The following is a 25028-nucleotide window of genomic DNA, read 5'->3' as shown; positions in this document are numbered from 1 at the left end:
AAGAAGCTCACGCTCATGCATTAGTGGGAGGAAGGGAGATCGTTAAGCAAATGGTCTTGTTTGGTACGAAGACGTGCGATCCACTGATCTTCACGAATAGCAGTATTGTGTACTGTAATGAGTTCATTTTTTTTAATATTTGCTGTCACTGTTGCTTTTTCCAAAAGACCACAGGGAATGGCGTGATGAGCGCGTGCTTCTGCACTGTTCATTATCCAAGCACGATAAGTGTAAAGACCAATAAAATCTAGTTGATCACCAGGGTGTAAATCTTTTTTAGCAACAGCACAAACTTCTGCTACTGGAGTGCTAAGGGGTACCATGTCTTTTTTGCCATAAAGCATGATACGTGCACAGGTTAGCGGAACTTCCATTGCGGTTAAATGATAGGGACGATGAAAGGTAAAATAAGGCCCTTGTCCAACTTTTAAATCTTCCATACGTTCACGCAGACGTGGGTGTGCTATTTCTGCAATGACAAAAACACCTGGGGAAACACCTTGTCCTATCGAATAATCTACAACACCATAATTGTTTAAAATACCGCCATCCTGTTTTGGAATGAGTACTTTGCTTAAATCTTGGAGGGAAGCTTTTGGGCCGTGCATTCCTGGGCAATCGGGCAGAAGTCCAGTTGCGTTGGCAATTGCTGCCATTTCAACCATCGTTTTGGAGCCATCGATAAATTCAACCAGCATGCGGACATTCATATTACGTCGTAATGCTTCTTCTTCGTAAGCATCCGGTGTGGCATCAAAGAGAAGTGGATTGTTTTTTCCTTTTCCTGCGGCAACAATTTTATGCCCAAGGGCTGAAACAAACTCGATGAGTTCCATGCAGGAAGTTGGTTCATCGCCAGCGCCTAGGGTATAAATGAGACCTCGTTTTTCTGCTTCATGTTTCAGATAAGTGCCAATCGTAACATCAGCTTCAACATTCATCATGACAAGGTGTTTGTTGTTTTCAAGCGCTTTGAAGCCAATTTCTGCTCCAGCTTCAGGATAGCCTGTTGCATCAACAATAATATCAATTTGTTCATGGCGTAAAACAAGGTCAATATCATCTGTAGCTGCAATCAAACCTTTTTCAATGGTTTGGGTTAGGGCATTGGTATTTTCAACTTCACGTGCATGCCCATTTTCGCCATAGGCTAATGTTGCGGCATCAAAAATACGTGATGGTGTTCGGGTAGCAACAGCTGCGACCGTTATGCCTTCCATGTGAGCAACACTTGATAATAAATCTGTCCCCATTTCACCACAACCAATCAGTCCAATACGGATAGGGGGATGGTTTTCTGCGCGTTGCTTTAAATCATGTGCCAAACCCGTTAGGCTCACATTACTTGCCATTCTTTTTTCCTATTTGAAAATTACGTTATCAAAAAGATAGTTTTCTTATTCATAGACGCCTGTACTCTTGAAACTGTCAATCATTTATTATTGATGCTCTCTAATAAATGGATTTTATAAACGCAAGAGGGTGTATGTGCTTTTGTCAAATAAAACAAGAATGGCATTATACAGAAAAAATAGTAATGCAGAATATAGCAGGTTTCATTGGAAAAAGAAATGAGCTTATCACAATGGCGTCTTATTACACAGGATATGATTAATTAATTCGCATACACAACGGATGATTATCAATGGGTTCATGTGGATGAAGAAAAAGCAAAAGAAACTCTTTTTTGTGCGACTATTGCTTACAGTTTTTTGATATTATCACTTTTGTCTACACGCGCTTATAAGGCTCTTCCAGAGTTGGAGGGAGCAGCAATGGAGATCAATTATGGCTTTGGTAAAGTTCATTTATGAGTTCGGTAGAGATTGGTTCGCGGGTACGAGCGCGTTTTATTTTAAATGATGCTGAGATTCGTTCTTCTCGCCGCATTGTTCTTCATTATAGAGTGACACTGAAATAAAACAGCTAGTGAACAGCCCTCACTGTGCTCAATGGCTTATCGTTGCCATGGTTGGAAAGATGTATGCAAATTTCTAAATTGTTTTAATGCCTTTTTTTATCAAGCTTTTGCACAATTTTGTCAGAAGACCATTGGATAATAACGTTAAGAATGATCAAAAGAATAATGACGCTTGTCATAATCGAGGTATTATAACGCTGATAGCCATAGCGAATCGCCATATCTCCCAAACCACCTCCGCCAAGATATCCAGCAAGTGAAGTGGCTCCGATAAGAGAAATAATCATGACTGTAAAACCCGTGATCAGACTAGGGAGTGCTTCAGGAATAAGAACATGCCTAATAATTTGAAGACGACTTGCCCCCATGGAACGGACCGCTTCAATGAGACCATTTTCAACCGTTTTAAAAGAGAGTTCGGCCATTCGTGCATAAAACGGAATAGCTGAAATGGTAAGTATAAAGATTACAGAAGGTATTCCCACACCTCTTCCTACAACTATACGCGTGAGTGGGAGAAGGTAAAACGCAAGAATAATAAAGGGAATGGCGCGAATACTATCAATAATGATGCTTAAAGGGCGATTGATAAGCCATGAGGCAAAAATCCCTCCACGTGCGGTTGTATAAAGTAGGAGACCCAGGGGGAGCCCTATAATAAGTGCCATAAAAGAAGCACTGATTGTCATCAATATTGTATCAAGAACAGCATTGGGGAGTTCATGAGAGAGAACGTTAAACATAACCTAAAACCTCGCAATATCGCCCTTTTTCAGTCAGCCATTGAACAGCTTTTTCTAAAGCTTCTTTGTCTTGGTTTGGGAGACCCAAGAAGAGTCGTCCGATAGTTTCGCCTTGGACTGTATCAATACCACCATGCAAAATACGTGCTCTTAAACCGATTTCATCTTCCAGAAGATGGAGAAAAGGTTGTTGAGCGATTTCACCTGCAATGTTGATTTCAATGATAGCTTCTTTGCCTATCGATTGAAGATTTTTTGCAAATTTTTCAGGAAGTTGTGGCGTGACAAGCTTGAGCATGGCAATGGTTGTATCATCTTGCGGTGAGGTGAAAATATCCTTCACACGTCCTTCTTCCACAATGCGTCCTTGATTGAGAACAACAACGCGATGAGCAATAGCACGCACAACTTCCATTTCATGGGTAATGAGCACGATGGTAAGATTGAGACGCTTATTAATATCAGCAAGAAGCTCTAGGATAGATTGTGTTGTTTCAGGATCAAGAGCAGAAGTTGCTTCATCTGATAACAATATTTTAGGATTAGCTGCTAGAGAGCGTGCAATACCAACACGTTGTTTTTGTCCGCCTGATAATTCTGCTGGATAACAATATTCTTTACCACATAATCCTACCAATTCAATGAGTTCAAGAGCACGTTTATAGCGTTGTTTTTTGTTGATACCTATTAATTTCAGGGGCAATGCAATGTTATCAAGAATATTTTGTGATGATAAAAGATTGAAATGTTGAAAAATCATTCCAATACGTTGACGGTAAGGTGCCCATTCTGTCTCTGATAGATTTGAAATATCCACGCCTTCAAAAAAAATGGATCCTGCATCAATTTCTTCTAATCCATTTAAACAGCGAATAAGTGTGGATTTTCCTGCTCCACTGCGTCCTATAATGCCAAGAATTTCACCTGCATGAATATTCAAGGATAGGTTATTAACCGCTGGAGTACCAGCCGTTTTGCTATAACAACGGCTGATATTTTTTAAGGAGATCAGAGCAGGTTTTTCCATTAACAATTACCAAGATGTTTGAGCGGCGGGTCCGAAAATTTCTTTGATTTTTGCACGGACAGGTTCGCTATTGTAGGCTGTAACTAATTTTTTAACCCACGGCTCATCTTTTTCTGCAGTTCGTACAACAATGATATTATTATAAGGATTATTTTCTGCTTTTTCCCATGCGATCGCATCTTTACTCAAGTTTAATCCAGAGACCAAAGCCCAGTTTGTATTTACAACTGCAATATCAAAATCATCAATTGCTCGCCCTAACATACCAGCATCTAATTCACGGATTTTCAAATTTTTAGGGTTTTCAATAATATCAAGTGGAGATGCAAGAATATTGTGGGGATCCTTTAATTTAATAAGACCAAGAGAATTGAGAAGAAGTAAGGCTCTTCCACCATTTGATGGATCGTTTGGAATACCAACATGTGCTCCATCATGTAGTTCTTTTAACTCTTTTATTTTGTGCGAATAGACACCAATTGGGGCAATAAATGTATATCCAGCAACAGAAAGTTTGTAACCACGCTGTTCCATTTGACTGTTAAGATAAGGTGTGTGCTGGAAAGCATTTGCATCAATATCTCCTGCATTGACGGCATCATTAGGAAGAGCGTAATCAGAAAAATAAACGAGCTCAATATCCAAACCAGATTTTTTGGCTTGTTCGGCAGCAACTTTCCAAACAGTTGCTTCATGTCCTTCCATAACGCCAAGTTTGATTTTTGATTTGTCTGCTGCCATGGAAAAGCTAGGAGACAAAAAGAGTGCAAAGAGAGAAAGGAGTAATCCAATAGTGGTATTCCAAGATAATTTCTTTAATGTCATGTGCTTTCGCCTTTCTTTTCCAAGGATTTTTTTGAGGAAGGATTCAATATGCTCTATACTATTTGTAGGAAGCCTGACAGTATAAAAGCTTTATAGAACATTCAATCATTTTTATTCAAAAACAAGTTATTTCTCTTACATCATAAGCATGTTATTTGCAAATACTATAACACAAAACACATTATATATATTTATTGCAGGATATTCTTCCTTATTCAGGAAATAAATTCTTATGTTGCAATCATTTTTTTGCGGAACAAAAGGCAATTTCAAAACTTCTTTAAGTAATAATTGGCTGCGATAGTGGACGATTAGATGATGTTCTTGAAAGCAGAGGAATCTGTAGGATGAATTTTGCAATCAAGACAAGAGTCCGTGTGTATAGGGCCGTAGGAGACAAAGAGACAAAGTAAGAGCACTTTTCTCGAAATGTGATGTGTCTTTTATAATACAGAATGGATCATCACTTTACTGAAACGCGGCAAATCTTTGCAAAGACAAATATTTTGCCCCTCACACTATGGAGAGGAAGAAGAGATAATGTTAAAGAAAAAAATTTTATTAACTACAATTTTGTTGTCAGTTGTAGGATCGTCAGGGCTTGGAATGTTTGCTTCTCATGCGGTTGCTGGAACAATTGCTCGTGTAGCAGCAGGTCATGCGGTTTTACGTACAGGTCCAACTACGGCTTATAAAGTTATTGCAACAGTTCCAGCTGGAGCAAAAGTACAGATTAATGGCTGCCTCCCTAATAAAAGTTGGTGTTCGCTTCGTTATCATGGAAAAGTTGGTTGGGTGCCTGCGCGCTATTTAAGTGTTAATAATGTTCCTACGATTTCTTTTGCGCATAGGCATGTAAAACCACATTCTACGATGAAAGCACAAAAGGAAAAAATGAAACCGGCTGTTCCAGGCTCTAAAGCTTTTACAGGGCCTCAAAAAAAACGTCAACACCTGCAGAAATTATACAGAACAGATATGATTATTGATTCCACAGGTGTAAAAAAAAGAGATGAAAGAACAATTTTTAATCCGTCATCAAAGGCACAAGGTGTTTCTGTAAAACATGTTACTGCTTATAACCCTTTTTTCCCCGATGATGTTAATTTCAGAAATTTTGAACGCAATGAAACGCGCTATCGCATTGTGACTTATCCTGCTCCATCAAGATAAAAAAATCTATACTTTATTGTTCTTGAAAGGATAGGAAAAAGGATGGCAGCATAAGGAGCATTGTTTCTCTTCATACCGTATGCTGCCATTTTCCTTTAGCGCGTTGACTTAGGTTTTATCAAATTACGAGAAATGAGTAATTCGGCAATTTGAATTGCATTCAATGCTGCTCCCTTTCTTAGATTGTCAGCAACAATCCAGAATGCGAGACCATTTTCGACTGTGATATCTTCACGAACACGGCTAATAAAAGTAGCATCTTCTCCAGCGCATTCATAGGGCGTTATATAGCCCCCATCTTCATGTTTATCGATAAGTTGGCAGCCGGGCGCATCACGTAGCAGAGCTTGTGCTTCATGAGCGCTGAGTGGTTTTTCAAACTCAACATTGATAGCTTCAGCATGGCCTATAAAGACAGGAACCCGAACGGCTGTAGCTGTTAATTTGATCTTGGGATCAAGAATTTTCTTCGTCTCAGCTGTCATTTTCCATTCTTCTTTAGTATAGCCATCTTCCATGAAAACATCGATATGGGGAATGACGTTAAAGGCAATGCGTTTGGTAAATTTTTTCAATGAGATTGGATCTGCAACAAAAACAGCTCGTGATTGTTCGAATAATTCATCCATTCCTTCTTTACCAGCTCCGGAAACCGATTGATAAGTAGAAACAACAACACGTTTAATGATAGCTGCATCATGAAGAGGTTTTAATGCTACAGCAAGTTGAATTGTTGAACAATTCGGGTTAGCTATAATATTGCGCTTGGAAAATTCCCCAATGGCTTCTGCATTCACTTCGGGGACAATCAACGGAACATTGGTATCATAACGCCAAGTAGATGAATTGTCGATAACCACACAACCAGCAGCACCAATTTTAGGGGCATATTCTTTTGAAATGTTTCCACCAGCAGACATAAGGCATAAGTCTATGTCAGAAAAATCATATGTATCAAGCACTTTTACTTTTAAAGTTTTGTCACCATAAGAAACATCTTGCCCTAGTGATCGGCGTGATGCTAAAGGAATTACTTCATGTGCGGGGAAACCACGCTCTTCTAAAATTGTGAGCATTTCACGACCAACATTTCCGGTTGCGCCGACAACTGCGACTTTAAAACTCATTTTTCCATACTCCTATTCCTTTCCACTTTTCCTCTTGAGGCTATACCTAGGAGAGGGCATATTGGGCAAGAAATGTTAAATTATATTGTTGGCTTTATAGGTTTAATTTTTGTGTATGACAATGAAAACCTCTAGCACATAGCTCAAATTATTTTGAATGCATTGTCATTTTGGATCTTGGAGAGTTGGGAAAATTTGAATATTATGGCAAGCTCTATGAACAACTCTTTGACAGTGCTTCGATCTAGTGAATTTTTTAACTTCTGTCAATTGCGTTTTCTAAGATCTTTAAGTTTTGAAACGATTGCGTTATGCATTGTGTGCGCAAAGCTTTTTATATTTCATCTTTTATACATGTTTTTGCAAGTTTATATAAAAATCACTGACGTGATGGTTTTTAGTATTATTTTTGCTTTTAGTGTTTATAGGACTTGGACATAATAAAATTTCTCAGAACTGCTGATACTCATAAGGAGTGGTTAATTTTGCGCTCAAACTCTCTAGGGTTTCTTAAACTAAAAGATATTTTCTTAATAGAGCGCTTATCGATAACAATTTGCGACAATTTTGCTATAACATTGAATGAAAATAGTTTATTTTTTACGCTCTGTTTTTTCATTGGGTAGCAAAGGACGAGCTTCTGAGGCAAGCATGATGGGAATCCCGTCGCGAATAGGATAAGCAAGTTTTGCTTTGTATGAAATTAATTCTTGTGTTGCTCGATTCAAAGAGAGCGTTCCTCCTGTGATAGGGCAAACAAGTAATTCGAGCATTTTGGGATCGGTAATCATTTTTTTCATATTTGAACATTCATTAGTTTAAATGGTAATGTACCCCTTCTTGTTTCATGAGCGAGCGTTCGGTTAAAGCAAGAAGAGTTTGAGCGCGGCTCCCAATATCTGGAGCTTCGAGTAACGCTTGTTTTTCTGCTGGTGTAAAAGGAATAAGAGCTGAAAAAGCATTCACTAATATAGGTGTTGGTGCCTGTATAATACTGTTCCAATTATAGTCCATTTCATGGATAGTAAGATATTTTTCAAGAGTATTTAATAAGTTTTCTCGATGAATATTTTCTGAAATATCTGGTTCTTGTAAGTCTTTTGTGTTTGATTGGATGACAGCAATCCGATAAGATTTTGCGTTCACCAATTCGTGTTTTAAGGTAAAGCGGCAAATTCCTTGTAATACAATAAAAAGTTGCCCATCTCCTGTTTCATTGTAGTTTGTGATGCGACCTATGCAACCTATTTCGTAAAGTTGTGTGGAGCGACAGTTTGTATCTGATGAAAGCGGTTGAATAATCCCTAACAGACGATTGGACACCATAACATTTTCAACCATTTCGAGCGCTTCTGGTTCGAAAATGTTGAGTGATAAAAAACCACCTGGTAGCAAGAGGGCACCTTCTAAGGGGAAAATAGCAATTTGCTTTGGGAGATCATTTTCACAATTGTAGTGGATATTGCCAGCTTTCATGAGTGTTTTATAACCTTTATTCTATGAAATTTGGTAGGTAAATTGCTGCAATTTATGATGCTGTAGAGAGATAAAAAAATTAAGAAATAAAAAAAACTTATCCATTGTAAGTTAAGATCATCTTTATAAAATACTTGAAATATTTGTGAGAAAATGAAGATATAAAACTCCGTAATTATGGTTGGATCATGCAAAAGAGTCAGAGTCCTCTCGTCCTTATTTGTTTGCAAAATTTACATTTTTTCAAGTAGTGCTATTATGAATAGCTGTTGTGATTCCTTTATCTTATTTACAGAAACGCATCCCTTGCAGTTTTTATAATGGTCAAAAAGGAGAGACATTATAAATCTTTTAAAATAAGCTATGCAAGCCTAAAAATATGGCATTCTGGTTATTTTGCTGATGACAGTGTAAAAAAGATCGTTTATAGATCAAATATGTCGGAAGGAGCGTTGTTGTCTCTTTCATTCTTTTGCGGGAGAGTGCAGACTGCAAACTTTCGCACCTGCCGCCGAAGGGGAAAAAAGCCCATAATCTCTCAGGCTCTAAGGACCGTAAAAGGAGAAAGGCAGATCTGGAAAGTCGGAATGATCCGCGCCGAAGGTGTAAGCGAAAGCTCTTTTCGCGAGTCTCTCAGGTTTGTGACAGAGGGGTGCATAGATGGCCACATCGTGTGGTTTTTAGCGCGACTTTGGAGATATTATGGGCACACTACAAGAATTTGAAACATCTTTAAAAACACTTCCCTTACATGAATTGCATGAAAAAGCGGGAGCAAAATTTGGTGCTTTTGCTGGTTGGCAAATGCCTTTGACTTATCCACTTGGGGTGATGAAAGAGCATCTTCATACGCGTGCTCACGCTGGCCTTTTTGATATTTCTCATATGAAATTGATTGCTGTTGAAGGACCACAGGCCATTGAATTTTTATCATACGCTCTCCCTATTGATGCGGCATTGTTAAAGATTGGTCAATCACGCTATAATTATTTGCTTAATGAGCAGGCTGGTATTCTTGATGACCTTATCATTACCCGTTTGGCAGAATGCCGCTTTATGCTGGTTGCGAATGCTGGCAATGCACAAGCTGATCTTGCTGAACTTGAGAGGCGTGCTGTTGGTTTTGAATGTCAAGTCATTGCTCTTGAAAGAGTATTGCTTGCTCTCCAAGGACCAGAAGCGGCAGCTGTTATTGCTGATGCTGGATTGCCTGGTAATGAACTGTTGTTTATGCAAGGATTTGAGCCACAACAAGATTGGTTTATAACGCGTTCTGGTTATACAGGAGAAGATGGTTTTGAAATTGCTCTTCCCATAGGACACGCGCATGCGTTGGCTGAGAAATTGTTGAACGATCCTCGTGTGGAGTGGGTTGGTCTTGCCGCGCGCGATAGTCTCCGATTGGAAGCTGGGTTGTGCTTGCATGGCAATGATATTACTCCTGATACTACGCCCATTGAAGCAGCATTGACATGGGCTGTTCCCAAAAGTGTTCGAGAAAAAGCGCAGTTTTATGGGGCGGAGGCTTTTCTTGAAGCTGTTCAGAAAGGGCCTTCTCGTTGTCGTGTCGGTTTAAAACCACAAACACGCCAACCCATTCGTGCAGGGGCGGTGCTTCTCGATGATAAAGGTCATCAGATTGGGGTAGTAACATCAGGCGGTTTTGGTCCTTCTTTTGATGGTCCTGTAGCGATGGGATATGTTCCTGTTGGTTGGAAAATGGAAGGAACGGAAGTTTTTACGGAGTTGCGTGGCAAAAAGATTGCATTGTCTGTCCATTCACTTCCTTTTGTTGAACAACGTTATTTTAAAGGATAATTTTTATGTCTAAAATTTATTTTACACAAGATCATGAATGGCTCAGTGTTGAAGGAGAAGTGGTTACTGTTGGGATCACAAGTTATGCTCAAGAGCAGTTAGGTGATTTGGTTTTTGTTGATTTGCCGCAAAGTGGAACACAGCTTTCTAAAGGAGATGCTGCTGCTGTTGTGGAATCGGTGAAGGCGGCCTCAGATGTTTATGCACCTCTTGATGGTGAAGTGGTTGAAGTTAACGAAGCTTTGGCAAATAGTCCTGAACTGGTAAATCAGAAAGCCGAAAAAGAAGGTTGGCTCTGGAAAATGACATTGCAGGATGCAACGCAGCTTGAAGGGTTGTTGGATGAGACTGCTTATAAAGCACTGATTGGATGAGTGCTATGTTAGAGCGTCATTTTTTTTCTCGCCATATTGGGCTTCGTCCCGATGAAACACAAAAAATGCTTGATGTTTTAGAGCTTGATTGTGTTGATACACTTGTTTCTCAAGCTGTTCCGCACTCTATTCATTTGGGGCGTTCACTTAATCTCCCAAAGGCCGCCAGCGAAGGGCAAGCCTTGGAAGAGCTCTCCAAGATGATGGGGCGTAACCATGTGCACAAAAGTTTTATTGGGCAGGGGTATCATGGAACAGATGTGCCTCCTGTTATTTTGCGCAATCTTTTTGAAAATCCTGCTTGGTATACTGCTTATACACCCTATCAAGCAGAAATTAGCCAAGGTCGTTTAGAACTTTTGTTTTATTTTCAGACTTTGGTGAGTGAACTCACCGGTTTGCCGGTTGCGGCTGCTTCACTTCTTGATGAAGCAACAGCTTTAGCGGAAGCAAATGCGGTGGCTTTACGCTTTGCCCGTGAGAAAAAGACAAAGATTTCCGTTCAGAGTCTTTTGCATCCTCAGACTTTAAGTGTTGCAAAAACGCGTGCTGAAACACAAGGGATTCAGATTAGCCAAAATGGCGAAATTGCTTCTGATACAGCTGCGATTGTTTTATCTTGGCCAGATACAAAAGGCTCTTTTAATGACTACAGTGAAGTCATTCAAGAGGCAAAAGCAAAAGGAGCGCTGGTGATTGTTGTTGCTGATCCGTTGGCCCTTACTCTTATGGAACCACCAGCACAATGGGGGGCTGATATTGTTGTTGGCTCTATGCAGCGTTATGGGGTCCCAATGGGGTTTGGTGGTCCTCATGCTGGTTATCTTGCGGTAAGCGAGGTTTTAACGCGTCTCATTCCAGGGCGTATTGTTGGTCAATCCGTTGATACGAAAGGGCGCGTTGGTTTTCGCTTAGCTTTACAAACGCGTGAACAACATATTCGGCGCGATAAAGCGACATCGAATATTTGCACAGCACAGGCTTTGTTAGCAAATATGGCAACAGCTTATGCTGTTTGGCATGGGCCGCAAGGCTTACAGGCGATTGCGCAGCGGATTCATCATTTAACATGTCGTTTTGTTGCTGGTTTAGAAGCAGCGGGGGTTCATGTTGAAGGGGAAAAATTTTTTGATTGTGTGAGTATTTCTGTTAAGGGAAGAGCTCAAGAGATTGCTACCCAAGCGAAAATGGGCGGGCGTCTTGTTCGTATTCTTGATGATGACACGATTACGATCAATTTTGATGAATTGTCAACAGAAGAAGATGCTAGTGCTTTGGCACAGCTTTTTGGTGCACAATTGGTTGATCAAGTTTCTTTACGGTTTTTGGGTAAAGGGCGTGATACTGCTTTTCTTTCACAGCCGTTTTTTCATGCGGTTCACTCAGAGACAGACATGATGCGCTTTTTGCGTCGTTTGTCCGATAAGGATTTGGCATTAGATCGGGCAATGATTCCGCTTGGTTCTTGTACGATGAAACTGAATGCGGCAGCTGAATTGATGCCTGTGAGTTGGCCTATGGTAGCCAATATACACCCCTTCACACCTAAAGAGGATGTGGTGGGGTATTTGGAAATGATTAATCAATTAAATGCGTGGTTGTGTGAAATCACAGGATTTGCGGAAGTTTCTTTCCAGCCAAATTCTGGTGCTCAAGGTGAGTATGCGGGGCTTTTGGCGATCCGCCGATATCACCAATCGCGAGGAGATCATCAACGCAAAGTTTGCCTTATTCCCGCATCGGCACATGGTACCAATCCAGCTTCAGCTCATATGGCAGGTATGGAAGTTGTTGTGGTGAAATGCTTGAGCGATGGCGATGTTGATATTGATGATCTCAAAATGAAAGCGCAATTGCATAAGGATAAATTAGCAGCTTTAATGATTACTTATCCTTCAACGCATGGCGTTTATGAGGAAAGCATCAAGGACATTTGCTCAATTATCCATGAAAATGGCGGACAAGTTTATTTTGATGGTGCTAATCTGAATGCACTTGTTGGGCTTGCCCGTCCGGCCGATATTGGGGCGGATGTTTGTCATATGAACCTTCATAAAACATTTGCCATTCCCCATGGTGGTGGTGGTCCTGGCGTTGGTCCGATTGGGGTAGCAGAGCATTTAAAGCCATTTTTACCAGGCCATGAACAGAAAGGGACACTGCATGCGGTTTCAGCTGCACCTTATGGAAGTGCATCTATTCTTGTTATTACATGGATGTATATTCGAATGATGGGGGCTGATGGCTTAAAATATGCGACACAAACAGCGATTTTGAATGCCAATTATATTGCTGCGCGTCTTTCACAGGCTTATTCTATTCTTTATCGTGGAAAGCATGGGCGGGTTGCTCACGAATGTATTGTGGATACGCGTGTGTTGAAAGAGCAGTACGGCATTAGTGTTGATGATATTGCAAAACGTTTGATCGATTACGGTTTTCATGCGCCGACGATGTCTTTTCCTGTTCCTGGGACTTTGATGATTGAGCCAACGGAATCAGAACCAAAAGTAGAAATTGATCGTTTTTGTGATGCTTTGCTTTCTATTGTTGAAGAAGCCAAAAAAGTTGGTGCAGGTATTTGGCCAAAAGACAATAATCCTTTGGTAAATGCTCCACATACATTAGCCGATACTTTAGATGATGCTTGGGCCCGGCCTTATTCACGACAAGAAGCTGCTTTTCCAGATCATCATCTTGATCCAGCGAATAAATATTGGCCTCCTGTTTCGCGTATTGATAATGTTGCTGGAGATAGAATGCTCATTTGTTCTTGTCCGCCATTGCGGAATACGTATTAAATTTATTGGTTTATATGATGGAAAAAGCCCATACATTTGTGTAGACTTTTTCACATCCATATGATTAATAATAATAGGATGGTATTGCAGATAAACACATAAATACTCTTTAACTTCATAAAACTTATAATTGAAATCTCTAAAATAATAGAAACAAAACCTCTGTTTATCCTATTATAATCTCATTACTTTTTAACAAAATCGCAAAACCATGGCAAACCAACTCCATAAAAATGAAACAGTAATTTGATAACACGCAATACAACGCAGAATATTCGTTGTCATTCGTATCATTATCAAAGCAAGATATGATGTTTCAGAATAAACTTTCAATCAACAAATTACTTATAATAATACTATTTAATTTATGTTTATTCTCTTAACATATACATAAAACACAAATGTTAGCGATATTATAAAGCTTATCAATAACTGGTTTTAATGCGTTTTTATCACTTTCCAGAGATTACCATCAGACATATACATCACTTGCGTTCCCTTAATAACTTTCGTCACACTGTTATTAACATGAACAGATGAGCTGCAACTCGCTCGATGATCAATAAAAATTGATTTCCACTTCAATAAACTAGGTTGTGGAAAACAAATATGGGACGCCCAATACCCATCTTCGGAACGGATAACGATCAAATCAACTTCTTTCAATGCATCAGAAATAATTTGTGCACTCAACTCTTTCCCATTGACAAGAGCAACTTCAAATGCATGAGGTGACGGGATCCCTCCAAGATTACTTACAATATTGATACACGCACCATCATTACAGGCAGTTTGAACCACATAAGGATCATTGCAATTTCCGTAAGTGTGAGCGCTTTGCTTTGCTTGACTTTATTATCACCCACAGGGCTTCTAAAAATCAAACTTTGCATACCCATAGCAAAACAAGATGAAAGTTGCTTACTACCTTGGGAATATTCTTCTACAAAACCAAGAGAATTGTGAAGTTTCCCAAATGTTTTGGGAACTTCAATAACACCCACAATCGTTTTTGTACCATCCATTAAGTCTGTTATAGTACCAGTAACCAAATTTTTATTTTTTGAAACATCTAATCTGTACTGATGCCGAATTTTCCACGGCACTTCGATACAACATTGCACCCCAGAACCTTCATGATCGAAATAATGACAGTGATCATTCTTCCAACCTACAGCCTTCCAGATCGAGTAATTAACAAAATGAACGCCTCCACTATTTTGTAGATCAATATATCCACCATCTCCATCTTTAAAAAAAACTGGTTTGCCCAATAATAATGAGAATCTGCTCCGCCATCACTACTAATTTGCTGGAAAAAAAACAATTGATCAAATTCTGAATGAGCAGGCCACACATGTTGAACACGAACAATCCCATCTGCAACAACAATATAACTTGGTGAACTCACTAAAAAAAATAAACAACCGAACAATATTTTTTTATTCTGTAATTCATAATTAATCTCCCATTAATTCATTGAAGATAAAGTTAATTTTACCAAAATCAAACTCTATAATAGACGTTTGCTCCAAAGAAACTGTAATTTATTGTTGACCATAAATTCTTTTCTAATTTTACTATGAAACACGATAGAATACTACAGATTAGCCTTTGTTTAAACATGCTATAACAAAGAAAAATAAAGAGAATAAGACATCCTATTAATTGCACTCAAAATAAGTATTTTAACATTAAAAGATTACTTTAATGATACATGATCATATATAAATTGCTCATGATTTTAACAATAACAAACAGTATGCGCATCCTTTTCATATCCCGTAGAAATCTATATAAAATAATCAAAAGGAAACTCATGTCTCACTAACTCGAAAGAGAATTTTTAAATGAATAAAACCGTTAATGATGAAGAAAATATATTATTTTCTTATACAACTGTAGCAACCATCGATGTGAGTTCCATTGTTGCAAATTATAAAACTTTAGCCCAGCATGTTGCTCCAGTTGAGTGTTCAGCAGTTGTAAAAGCAGATGCCTATGGACTTGGTGCTGACAAAATTGCCCCTGCTCTTTATCAAGCTGGTTGCCATACTTTTTTTGTTGCCCAAATCGAAGAAGCACTCCAATTAAAAAATATTTTACCAGCAAATGTTACAATTGCTCTTCTTAACGGATTTCCACACAATACAGAAGAGCTTATAGCCCGAGCGGGAATCATACCTGTTCTTAACTCTTGGAATGCAATTGAAAACTGGCAAACACTTTGTCAAAAAAAGGATAAAAAATTTCCTGCAATTGTTCAAATCGACACCAATATGAACCGATTAGGACTCGATAAAAAAGAATTACAACAACTTATCAAACAACCTGCAATTTTCGCAAAAGCAGAGATAAAATATATTCTCAGTCACCTTGCAAATGGAGATGATGCCACTCATTCATCCAATTATACACAATTGGTTGCTCTCAAAACTGCGCTTGCACAATTACCTACTTGCAAAGTCTCATTTGCCAACTCTGGAGGTATTTTTCTCGGTTCAAACTTTTATTTTGATCTTGTTCGCCCAGGCATTGCACTTTACGGTGTTGATCCTCACGGAAAATGCCCAACACCCCTTAAACCTGTTTTAAAACTTGACGCCCAAATTCTTCAAAGCCGCTTTATTGACGCAGGAGTACCTATTGGTTATGGAGAAAGCTTCATTACCCGCAGACCAAGCACTCTTGCAACTATTTCTATCGGTTATGCAGATGGTTGGCCACGCATTCTTTCAAATAAGGGTGCGGTTTATTTCAATGGGCACAAACTCCCTATTGTTGGACGCATTTCTATGGATTCTACTATCGTTGATACTACTGATCTTGATAAAAAACCTCAAAGAGGCGATTGGGTAGAACTCATTGGTCCCCATCAAACACTTGAAAAAGTATCAAAAGATGCCAATACCATCCCTCACGAAATTCTAACTTCTCTAGGAAAGCGCCATAAACGCATTTACATTTAAAACTCTCTAAAGAAATAAAAAGTGATAAAAACCATCAATGGCTTTTAACAGTACACAAAAAAATAATACAGACTAAAAAAAAGCAATACCATCATACGTATTAAAATCAATGAGGCTATTGAATTTGTTTAATGTTTCAATTTTTCTCTTTCAATTAATTTGATATAAAAGTGTTAATCTCTAGTTTTATATTTCAAGAAAAATATTGGCATATGGTGGTGCAAGCATTATATCATTTTTAAGATTCTAATTTAATGTTCAATAAAGGTATAAGGAAGAGTTTTATGAGTGCGTCTTCCACGAGTGTTCGGTCAAACATCAAGGATGTTGCATCAGGCTTTTCGATTCCTAATAATGTGTTTGCTCTTACCGTTCAGGAAGTGCGTCATTATACAGATCACTTATTTAAATTTCGTTTGAACCGTCCGGAAAGTTTCCGTTTTCGTTCAGGTGAATTTGTTATGATAGGTTTGCCAAATTCAGAAAAGCCACTTTATCGTGCTTATTCGATTGCAAGTCCATTTTGGGATGAACAGCTTGAGTTTTTTTCGATTAAGGTTCCAGGTGGGCCATTGACTGAACATCTACAAAAAATCAAAATTGGTGATACAGTTTTGATGCGTAAAAAGTCTACTGGCACATTGGTTCTTGATGCTCTTGTTCCAGGGAAGCGCCTTTATCTGCTTTCAACGGGAACTGGGGTTGCTCCTTTTGCAAGTCTTATTCGTGATCCTGAAACCTATGAAAAATTTTCTCAGGTTGTACTTATTCAAACAACCCGTATGCGAGATGAACTCACTTATGCAAAAGAGCTCGTCGTTTCTTTACAACAAGATCCGTTGATTGGTGAATATGCACAACAATTGAAATTCTATCCTATGACTACGCGTGAATCTTCTGAGCATATGGGGCGCATTACGACTTGTATGGAAAGTGGTGCTTTTTTTGAAACGACGGGTTTACCAAAAATTCATCCCGATGAAGATCGGGTGATGATTTGTGGTTCCATGGCAATGCTGAAGGATTGTGCGCGGATGTGTGAAGGCTTTGGTCTTGTTGAGGGTGCAAACAATGCTCCTGCTACCTATGTTGTGGAGCGTGCTTTTGTAGGATAAGAGGGGGATGTGCTATTCTGTTATACATATTGTGCTATTCTGTTATACATATAATGAGTAATGAGGTGTTTCTTTAGCAATTCCTTTAGCAAAAGTTTATTTTTATGAAGATATAGAAGAGCTTTGTGACTTCATGGCAATGCTGAAGGATTGTGCGCGGATGTGTGAAGATTTTGAGCCTATTGAGGGAAGCAAATAATGCTTCTGCTACCTATGTTGTAGAGTGTGCTTTTGTCTGGGAAGAGCTGAGCAGTGTTGTTGTGTACGCTAATACACTGATCGCATCCCAATCGTTTGCTGTGATAAGTTGTTTAGGTGCTATCCAAGAGCCACCAACACAAAAAACGTTAGACAGCTGGAGCCATTGCACTGCATTATGTTGTGTAATGCCGCCTGTTGGACAAAAATGGATCTCAGAGAAGGGAGATGTTAAGGCTTGAACAAAGGCGATCCCACCAGCTGCTTCAGAAGGGAAAAATTTAAGATATGAATAGCCTTTTTCGAGTGAAATGTACCAGGTAAGAGAGGAATTTCACTGTCTTTTGCATAATCAATTAATTCGTTTGATAGACCAGGACTTATGATAAACTTTGCTCCTGCTCGTTCTACTTGTTTATAGTGTAGACTGTTAAGAATTGTTCCTGCCCCAACAATCGATTCTGGTACTTCTCGTGTAATTGCCTTAATTGCATCGAGAGCTTTTGGTGTTCGCAGTGTGATTTCAATTGTTCTTAATCCTCCTTTAACAAGAGCTTGTGCCAAAGATACTGCGCTTTGCGGATTATCAATGTGTAGAATAGGTATGACGCTTTGTCCGTGAAGGAGTGATAAAAGGTGATTTTTTTTGGCTCATGATATTCTTTTTCCCTTGGGAGATAATGTCACAAGTATAGTTTGATTAAGTACAATATACAAAGAGGTGATGAATAGATCTTGAAATTAAATGAAACGCGCGTTATTGCAGGATTATGGAAAAGAATTTTAAAGTTGCTGCTCTTTATTGTTTTGCAGATTTGAAGCATTATCGTCAATTACAAAAGCCTTTGCTGGATTTATGTCAAGCAGGAGGTGTCAAGGGTACTCTGCTTTTAGCGCAAGAGGGGATTAATGGAACTGTTGCTGGTTCTTGTGTTGCGATTGAGGAACTGGTGGGTTTTATTACAGCTGATCCGGCGTTTCAAACACCAGAGATTAAATATTCATGGGCATCAAAAATGCCTTTTTCCCGTATGAAAGTGCGATTGAAAAAAGAGATTGTGACGATGGGAGTCGAAGGTGTTAACCCCTTAAAAGTTGTAGGTACTTATGTCAATCCTGAAGATTGGAATGCTCTTATTCAAGATGAAGAGACAATTTTAATTGATACGCGTAACGACTATGAATATGCGATTGGGAGCTTTCAAGGTGCCATTGATCCGCGGATTAAAACATTTCGGGAATTTCCTGAATGGGTGCTCAAGCATGAAGCTGACTTAAAAAAGAAAAAGAAAATTGCTATGTTTTGTACAGGCGGTATTCGGTGTGAAAAATCAACAGCTTATGTTCGTGAACTGGGTTATGAGCAAGTGTATCATTTAAAAGGCGGAATTCTTAAATATTTAGAGACAGTTCCAAAGGAAAAGAGCTTGTGGTGGGGTGAGTGCTTTGTTTTTGATGAACGTGTTTCTGTTGGGCATGGTCTTGAAGAATGCGGACGTGAATTATGTCGCGCATGTCGTTCCCCTATCAATGCTGAAAGCAAATTATCGCCCCATTATGAGGACGGTGTTTCATGTGATGCTTGTTATAGTGTGCGCACCGAAGCTGACAGACAGCGCTTTCGGGAACGTCATAGGCAGTTTCAATTATCAAAATTACGCGCAGTTGATGTTCATCAAGAGTCATAATATCGTATTTTAGAGTATGAAGTTGTTGTTTTTCTTTTATTAAGAGGGAGATTTTTTCTGTTCGCAGAAAAATGTCTTGTGAGGTCAGACATTGTCGACCTTTTTCACTTGAAAAGTAAAGATAAAGTTGTTTATTTCTAAATATTAAATCAGTATGAGACATATTTTGTTCTTTCAAATACCCTTCATCTTCAAATCGTAAAATTGTTCAATAGATTAGCTCATAGCAGGATTGTCGCGTGTATTGAAAAGTTGCTTTAGAATGGATTGCATATGTTGGTTGATGAACTTAACCGCAAGAAAAGCTGCATTATGGAGAGGTATTAGTAATTTGAAGATGTGTTAAAAAAAGAGATTCTCTTAGAGTGACATTGTGATTTTGGCAGTTTCATGGTGTTGGGCTATTTTTATGAAGTTTGTAATTTCATAAAAATAGTGGCGCTGTTATTAAAGGCGAAAAGGTGGATGAGTTGTGCGAGGAAAATGTTGTTTTTTTGCATCTGTTTTTTAAAAAAAATTAAAATATGTTTAAAATAAAAAAAATGATTGAAATAAATAAGAATTGGTCTTATATGCAATCTTGCCCAAAGTCGCACGTGCCTGTGGGTGTCCGCTGGTTCTCAAATGGTGAGATTAACCGGTACGGTACCTGGAACTAACCGCTCCAGTCATTCTTACGACCAATCGAAGGAATGAGGACATCTTGAAGCAACGACGGTGCGGGCCTTTCTGGTGTCTTCCAGCTATTTATTGTTGGGATAACTATAGAGGCACACCTCATTGCCTTCAGTGCGGAAGTAATTTTTCAGCTCCAATCAAAAAGGCAGACAAAATGGAATAACGCGGTTTTCGCGCTGTTCTTTCGCTGCATGTAACGCTATTTTCTGGTTGTTTTCATAATCAGAAGAAGTTGGTCGTTGCGTGTATTTTGTCCTTTGGCTGTTGGCGGCTCTATGCTGTCCGAGTGTAGAGTAGGGGAGTTTTCTCCAAGGAGAATTGCAAATGGTAACGCAACGTATTCGTGATTTTTTTGCAACACATCGTTTTGAAGGTCCATGTTTAGTTGTTGACCTTGACGTTGTACGTGAAAATTATTTTAATTTTGAAAAAGCTCTTCCACAGTCCCGTATTTTTTATGCAATAAAGGCAAATCCAGCACCTGAAATTTTGCGATTGCTTACTTCTTTAGGATCTTCTTTTGATGCAGCTTCCGTAGCAGAAATTGAAATGGCTTTAAAAGCAGGTGCAACACCTGAGCGTATTTCTTTTGGCAATACGATTAAAAAAGAGCGTGATATTGCACGTGCATTTGCATTGGGCATTTCGCTTTATGCAGTTGATTGTGTTGAAGAAGTAGAAAAGATTGCTCGTGCTGCTCCTGGTGCACGCGTTTTTTGTCGTGTTCTTACTGACGGAGAAGGTGCAGAGTGGCCATTGTCACGCAAATTTGGTTGTGTTCCTGATATGGCAGTGGATGTACTTCGTTTGGCACATCAATTAGGTTTGCAAGCGTATGGTGTTTCCTTTCATGTTGGATCTCAACAAACAGATCTTAGCGCGTGGGATCGTGCTTTGTCTGATGCGGCAGTTGTTTTCAGACGTTTAGAGCAAGAAGGAATTTCGTTGAAATTGGTGAATTTAGGAGGAGGATTTCCAACGCGTTATTTGAAGGACGTTCCTACAGCGCAGGCTTATGGTACGGCTGTTTTTGATTCATTGAAAAAATATTTTGGTAATCGTATTCCCGAAACGATCATTGAACCAGGACGGGCAATGGTTGGGAATGCTGGTGTTATTCGCACGGAAGTTATTCTTATATCTAAAAAAGCAGACAATGATAATGTCCGGTGGGTTTATCTTGATGTGGGGAAATTTAATGGTCTTGCTGAGACTATGGATGAAGCTATTCGCTATCCTATTGAGACACCCCATGATGATAAGCCAATGGAGCCTTGTATTTTAGCGGGGCCTACATGCGATTCTATGGATGTATTGTATGAAAAAACGCCCTATCCGCTTCCTCTTTCTCTTACGGTAGGGGATGAGTTGTTGATTCGTGGTACGGGGGCTTATACGACAACTTATGCATCGGTTGCATTTAACGGTTTTGAGCCTTTACGATCGTATGTGATCTGAGGTATCCTTTTAGTTATAGGCGTATTCAGTTTTTTCTAAGGTAGATGCTGAAGTATGATAAGGTGGTGCAAAAATGAAGATTCATTTTCAAACAAAAGATGGAGCATGTTTTACGCTTTTATCCGAGCAAGAAGCAGATAAGCCTTATCGAGAAATTTTGCTTGATTCAGCCATGGGGCATGGGCGTAAGCGTAAGTCATCAGAGGCTTTACGACGTGGTCGGCTAGCTGCTCAAGGACTTTCCTTTGTTGTTAAGAATACATTTGGAGAGCTTGTGGGAAGTGTCCGTCTTTGGCATGTTTCTTTTTCTAAAGGAAAAAATAAAACACAACATGCTTTACTTTTGGGCCCCTTGGCTGTTGCATCTGAATGTGCTGGTATGGGAATAGGATCAATTTTAGTCCGCCATGCAATTGAAACAGCAAAAAAATTGGGATATGGCGCCATTTTGCTGGTAGGGGATTTTGAATTTTATCAACGTTTTGGTTTTTCAAATAGTTTAACAGAAAATTTGGCAATGCCTGGTCCTTATGAAAAGCATCGCTTTCAAGCGTTGGAACTGATACCACATTATCTTTCTGGGTGTTATGGCACTTTAGTTCCTAGTGGAGAACGAGAAGTTTCGAATCGTTTTCAGCATCATAAAGTAGCTTGAAGATAGTGTTTATTTTGTTTTTTAACAGCTGGCATTGAGGAGAGCATACTGTTTTGACTAGTGCCAAAGTATTTAGCGGTACAAAGTTTTTGGAGAATTGTGTTGCGATTTTATTATGTGGCTGGTTTCTTATTTTTGATAATTTCAGTTAAGTGAGTAAGAATATATTTAAAGCTTATTTTTAAAATAGCTTCCTATTTTATAATATTAAAGAAACCCGATTTTTGAGTGCTCTTGTATTCTTTTAAAGCCAGTATCATCATATAGTTTTTCAATTTTTAATATCGTTGGTAGATCTTGCATCGAAACCGTTGGATATTTTACTTTTTTCTTAAACAGTTTTTTCTCTTTGCTTTTTATGTGCAAGGGAATGGTTTTGATTGATTCAGTAAAGAGACATTTTCAGAAATTTTATACAATTTTAGCGCTTGTTGAAAGAGAAGGGGCTTCAGAAAGAAAAATATGCAGAAGTAGAATTAAAATTGTAAGTATCAGCTTTTTTAAAAGAGTGTAAAAAATAAAATTACATGTTCAAAAACAGCTTTTTTGAAAAAAAATATCATTACTTTTTTGCTATAAGGGTAAATCGTTTTGCAATTGGCATAAGAGTATCAAAAATATAAAATGATTTTCTTATGTAAAATTTTTCATTCAGAATCAAAAAAATATTCTCCTACACATTATAAAGAAAAGGGGTGCGTGGATAAAAATCACAAGAATCATAAATCTTTTATGAATATTCTCGTAAGCATCAAAAGAGCGAAGTGCCAAGAATCTTACAGAATGGTTTTTTTGCCCTGTAAGGATAAATTAAAAACCTTATAGAAATAGCTGCTTTATCTTTATGGTGTGGAGTACTTTGGAAGCGAAGAAAGTGATAAAGATAAAAAATATTTCTCAATTTTAATTAAGCTTAGTGACTTGGTGGTGAATCCACAAGAGGTGGTATTTTTTTAAGAAAAATGGTCATAAATGTCAAAATAGCAAAGATAATGGTTATGATAAAGAAAATATCACTAAAAGCCATAATCGTTGCTTGTATGCGTACTATACCAAACAATTGAGAAAGAGCAAGAGTATACGAATCAAAGGTTTCTGTTTTGAAAAATAAAGTAAGTTTTGAAAGCATTTCAGTTGCTTGTCTGTTTGCGTGGTTAAGCGTTTCGGCTATTCGTTCATAATGGAAGTCAGTGCGTTTTGTCATGAGAGTGCTGATAATGGCAAGCCCTACAGCACCGCCTAGATTCCGTGTGAGATTAAAGAGTCCAGAAGCATTTTGCATTCGTTCTGGTGGGAGTGTTCCCAAGGCAATATTATTAACAGGAACCATACATAACATCACAGAAGCACCACGGAAAACTTGCGGCCAAAAGAGCTCCCAAAAATCCCAGTTATCTGTGATAGAGCTCGCCATCCAAGTGCCTATTGCAAAGCTAAAAAGTCCTATCGCCATCATCAAACGTGCATCCATTCTTGCTGAAAGAAATCCGGCAAGGGGGGCGGTTAATAACATGACAAATCCTGAAAGAAACAATGTTTCTCCAATCATGAGGGCATCATAATGGCGGATTTGGCTTAAATAGACAGGATAAAGGTATGTGAGTCCATAAAGACCTATTCCCAGTGCAAAGGAAAAAATGGATGCAGCTGAAAAATTAAAATTAGAAAAAGTGGAGAGATCTACAATGGGTTCTTTTGCTGTAAAGGCACGCCAGAAGAATAAGGCTGCAGCAAGAATCATAATAATGAACAAATCCCGAATCAGCCTATCACTCAGCCAATCATGACGTGCTCCTTCTTCTAGAACATACTCTAAAGTTCCCAAGAAAGTAGCCATAGAAATAAGGCCTAACCAATCAAATTTCTTCATTAAAGAGGGATCAGCTTTATCAAAATCAATCAATTTCCAAGCGAGAATTGAGATGATAATCCCGCAGGGTACATTGATGAGAAAGAGCCAATGCCATGATGAGAGATGACAAATATAGCCTCCCACGGTTGGACCAATGGTAGGGGCTAATGTTGCGACCAGCCCGACGATAGGGGTAACAATGGGACGTTTGGAAGGAGGAAAAAGCACATAGGAGGCAACAAAAACACTAGGGATAATTCCACCACCAATAAAACCTTGGAGCGCTCGGTAGACTATCATTTCTTCAATTGATGTCGCTGTTGCGCAAAAAATAGAGGTAACCGTAAATCCAATTGCAGATATGGTAAAGAAAACACGTGTTGAAAGTAATCTTCCTAAAAATCCAGAAAGGGGCAACATGATGACTTCAGCGATGAGATAGGAGGTTTGAACCCATGAAATTTCTTCAGAGCTTGCTGAAAGACCAGCCTGAATTTCCGCTAAGGAAGAGGAAACGATTTGAATATCCAAAATTGCCATGAACATACCAAAGGCCATAGCAATGAATACCACGATTTTGTGAAATTCTATGCGTTCTTGAGAATGTGTGGGCTCTGGTTTGGAAGATGTCATAGCAAGATCATTTGCTTTTTGTTATAAGGGAAGGGCATTTTGTGGTTTTGTGCGTGTATCAATTTCTACAGACACGCTCATTCCCGCTCGGATACGTCCGCTTTTTAATGCTTCTTCAGGAATAGAAATACGTACAGGAATGCGTTGGACAATTTTCGTAAAATTTCCGGTAGCATTTTGTGGGGGGAGGAGAGAAAAAACAGCCCCTGTTGCAGGTGCAATAGAAAGAACAGTTCCTGTAAAAACATCTTTTTTGAAGGCATCAACAGAAATATAGGCCGTTTGTCCAGCGTGAATATTTTGCAATTGAGTCTCTTTATAGTTCGCTTCAATATAGAGTGCATGTATGGGGACTAACGCTGCAAGACGTTGACCGTTTACAACAAAATCCCCAGTTTTTGCTGTTAAATTTCCTATGATTCCGTCAAATGGGGCTCGTACAATGGTCGAATCAAGATCACGTTGTGCTTTGTCAAGTGTTAGCTCTAAGCTTTTTG

Annotated in this window: 20 protein-coding genes, 3 pseudogenes and 1 riboswitch (1 of these 24 only partly in view); of the genes and pseudogenes, 11 read left to right on the top strand and 12 right to left on the bottom strand. The window is 38.9% G+C overall.

Translation table 11 applies throughout. The annotated features are described in order from the left end of the window. Nucleotides 1-20: 20 nt before the first annotated feature. Nucleotides 21-1352: an NAD(P)H-dependent oxidoreductase gene (locus tag MCS_RS04655; protein WP_004856088.1), complete on the bottom strand. Its 1332-nt coding sequence runs from the start codon at nt 1350-1352 to the stop codon at nt 21-23. Between the two features lie 134 nt (nt 1353-1486). On the opposite strand from MCS_RS04655, the pseudogene MCS_RS04650 reads away from it, so the two are divergent. Next, nucleotides 1487-1998: pseudogene (locus tag MCS_RS04650) on the top strand (MaoC/PaaZ C-terminal domain-containing protein). 6 nt (nt 1999-2004) lie between these two features. Here MCS_RS04650 and MCS_RS04645 read toward each other — a convergent pair. Genes MCS_RS04645 through MCS_RS04635 form a run of 3 tightly spaced genes read right to left on the bottom strand, consistent with a single transcriptional unit; the run spans nt 2005 to nt 4516 of the window. After that, nucleotides 2005-2664 carry a methionine ABC transporter permease gene (locus MCS_RS04645; protein WP_004856085.1) on the bottom strand — a complete coding sequence of 220 codons (660 nt, stop codon included), beginning with the start codon at nt 2662-2664 and terminating at the stop codon, nt 2005-2007. Continuing rightward, nucleotides 2657-3691, bottom strand: a complete 1035-nt coding sequence (locus MCS_RS04640; protein WP_004856084.1) for a methionine ABC transporter ATP-binding protein — start codon at nt 3689-3691, stop codon at nt 2657-2659. Before MCS_RS04640 ends, MCS_RS04645 begins: the two co-directional genes overlap by 8 nt. Before the next feature lie 6 nt (nt 3692-3697). After that, on the bottom strand, nt 3698-4516 hold the full coding sequence (locus tag MCS_RS04635; protein WP_004856083.1) for a MetQ/NlpA family ABC transporter substrate-binding protein: 819 nt from the start codon (nt 4514-4516) through the stop codon (nt 3698-3700). 540 nt (nt 4517-5056) lie between these two features. Between MCS_RS04635 and MCS_RS04630 the strand changes: the two genes are divergently transcribed. Continuing rightward, nucleotides 5057-5689, top strand: a complete 633-nt coding sequence (locus MCS_RS04630) for an SH3 domain-containing protein (protein ID WP_004856082.1) — start codon at nt 5057-5059, stop codon at nt 5687-5689. A gap of 95 nt (nt 5690-5784) precedes the next feature. On the opposite strand, the gene MCS_RS04625 is transcribed toward MCS_RS04630, so the two are convergent. From MCS_RS04625 to MCS_RS04615, 3 genes are all read right to left on the bottom strand, one after another. Next, entirely contained in the window at nt 5785-6816 is a 1032-nt protein-coding gene (locus MCS_RS04625) for an aspartate-semialdehyde dehydrogenase (protein ID WP_004856081.1), read from the bottom strand. A 593-nt stretch (nt 6817-7409) separates the two neighbouring features. Further along, nucleotides 7410-7616, bottom strand: a complete 207-nt coding sequence (locus MCS_RS04620; RefSeq protein WP_004856080.1) for a Trm112 family protein — start codon at nt 7614-7616, stop codon at nt 7410-7412. 13 nt (nt 7617-7629) lie between these two features. Beyond that, a complete protein-coding gene (locus tag MCS_RS04615; RefSeq protein ID WP_004856079.1) occupies nt 7630-8292 on the bottom strand; it encodes an LON peptidase substrate-binding domain-containing protein in 663 nt (220 codons plus the stop codon). 465 nt (nt 8293-8757) lie between these two features. Then, nucleotides 8758-8857, top strand: a riboswitch (glycine riboswitch). A 137-nt stretch (nt 8858-8994) separates the two neighbouring features. On the opposite strand from MCS_RS04615, the gene gcvT reads away from it, so the two are divergent. From gcvT to gcvP, 3 genes are read left to right on the top strand one after another with little or no spacing between them, the layout of a single operon-like run. After that, entirely contained in the window at nt 8995-10110 is a 1116-nt protein-coding gene (gene gcvT / locus MCS_RS04605) for a glycine cleavage system aminomethyltransferase GcvT (RefSeq protein ID WP_004856077.1), read from the top strand. A 5-nt stretch (nt 10111-10115) separates the two neighbouring features. Next, entirely contained in the window at nt 10116-10484 is a 369-nt protein-coding gene (gcvH, locus tag MCS_RS04600; RefSeq protein ID WP_004856076.1) for a glycine cleavage system protein GcvH, read from the top strand. A 5-nt stretch (nt 10485-10489) separates the two neighbouring features. After that, nucleotides 10490-13285 (top strand): aminomethyl-transferring glycine dehydrogenase, encoded by a 2796-nt coding sequence (gcvP, locus tag MCS_RS04595; RefSeq protein ID WP_004856075.1) that lies wholly within the window; start codon nt 10490-10492, stop codon nt 13283-13285. Nucleotides 13286-13723: 438 nt separating this feature from the next. On the opposite strand, the gene MCS_RS08680 is transcribed toward gcvP, so the two are convergent. After that, a complete protein-coding gene (locus MCS_RS08680; RefSeq protein ID WP_004856074.1) occupies nt 13724-14086 on the bottom strand; it encodes a hypothetical protein in 363 nt (120 codons plus the stop codon). Continuing rightward, complete coding sequence (locus MCS_RS08675; RefSeq protein WP_004856073.1) at nt 14041-14559, bottom strand: DUF3472 domain-containing protein; 519 nt, start codon at nt 14557-14559, stop codon at nt 14041-14043. Before MCS_RS08675 ends, MCS_RS08680 begins: the two co-directional genes overlap by 46 nt. 576 nt (nt 14560-15135) lie before the next feature. Here MCS_RS08675 and alr point away from each other — a divergent pair. The 3 genes and pseudogenes from alr to MCS_RS08330 form a co-directional block, all read left to right on the top strand. Next, nucleotides 15136-16254: an alanine racemase gene (gene alr / locus MCS_RS04585; protein WP_004856072.1), complete on the top strand. Its 1119-nt coding sequence runs from the start codon at nt 15136-15138 to the stop codon at nt 16252-16254. Nucleotides 16255-16538: 284 nt separating this feature from the next. After that, on the top strand, nt 16539-17369 hold the full coding sequence (locus MCS_RS04580) for a ferredoxin--NADP reductase (protein ID WP_004856071.1): 831 nt from the start codon (nt 16539-16541) through the stop codon (nt 17367-17369). Nucleotides 17370-17493: 124 nt separating this feature from the next. Further along, nucleotides 17494-17605, top strand: a pseudogene (locus tag MCS_RS08330) (ferredoxin--NADP reductase); the annotation flags it as partial. On the opposite strand, the pseudogene eda reads toward MCS_RS08330, so the two are convergent. Further along, nucleotides 17581-18173, bottom strand: a pseudogene (gene eda, locus MCS_RS08115) (bifunctional 4-hydroxy-2-oxoglutarate aldolase/2-dehydro-3-deoxy-phosphogluconate aldolase). The pseudogenes MCS_RS08330 and eda sit on opposite strands and share 25 nt — an antisense overlap. 164 nt (nt 18174-18337) lie before the next feature. On the opposite strand from eda, the gene trhO reads away from it, so the two are divergent. The 3 genes from trhO (at nt 18338) to MCS_RS04555 (ending at nt 22046) form a co-directional block, all read left to right on the top strand. Further along, complete coding sequence (trhO, locus tag MCS_RS04565) at nt 18338-19255, top strand: oxygen-dependent tRNA uridine(34) hydroxylase TrhO (RefSeq protein WP_004856069.1); 918 nt, start codon at nt 18338-18340, stop codon at nt 19253-19255. Nucleotides 19256-20257: 1002 nt separating this feature from the next. Beyond that, nucleotides 20258-21391 (top strand): type III PLP-dependent enzyme, encoded by a 1134-nt coding sequence (locus MCS_RS04560; RefSeq protein ID WP_004856068.1) that lies wholly within the window; start codon nt 20258-20260, stop codon nt 21389-21391. Between the two features lie 73 nt (nt 21392-21464). Further along, nucleotides 21465-22046: a GNAT family N-acetyltransferase gene (locus MCS_RS04555; protein ID WP_004856067.1), complete on the top strand. Its 582-nt coding sequence runs from the start codon at nt 21465-21467 to the stop codon at nt 22044-22046. A gap of 913 nt (nt 22047-22959) precedes the next feature. On the opposite strand, the gene MCS_RS04550 is transcribed toward MCS_RS04555, so the two are convergent. Together MCS_RS04550 and MCS_RS04545 are read right to left on the bottom strand one after the other, a co-directional pair. Further along, entirely contained in the window at nt 22960-24531 is a 1572-nt protein-coding gene (locus MCS_RS04550) for a DHA2 family efflux MFS transporter permease subunit (RefSeq protein WP_004856066.1), read from the bottom strand. 21 nt (nt 24532-24552) lie between these two features. Beyond that, on the bottom strand, nt 24553-25028 hold the final stretch of the coding sequence (locus MCS_RS04545; protein ID WP_004856065.1) for an HlyD family secretion protein. Its footprint extends 622 nt past the window's final position; only the last 476 of its 1098 coding nucleotides appear in the window; its start codon lies beyond the right edge, outside the window; the stop codon is at nt 24553-24555.

This window comes from Bartonella doshiae NCTC 12862 = ATCC 700133 (assembly GCF_000278155.1).
Classification (GTDB): domain Bacteria; phylum Pseudomonadota; class Alphaproteobacteria; order Rhizobiales; family Rhizobiaceae; genus Bartonella; species Bartonella doshiae.
The sequence above is the reverse complement of the archived record's forward strand: the minus strand, read 5'-3'. Positions and strand labels throughout refer to the sequence as shown.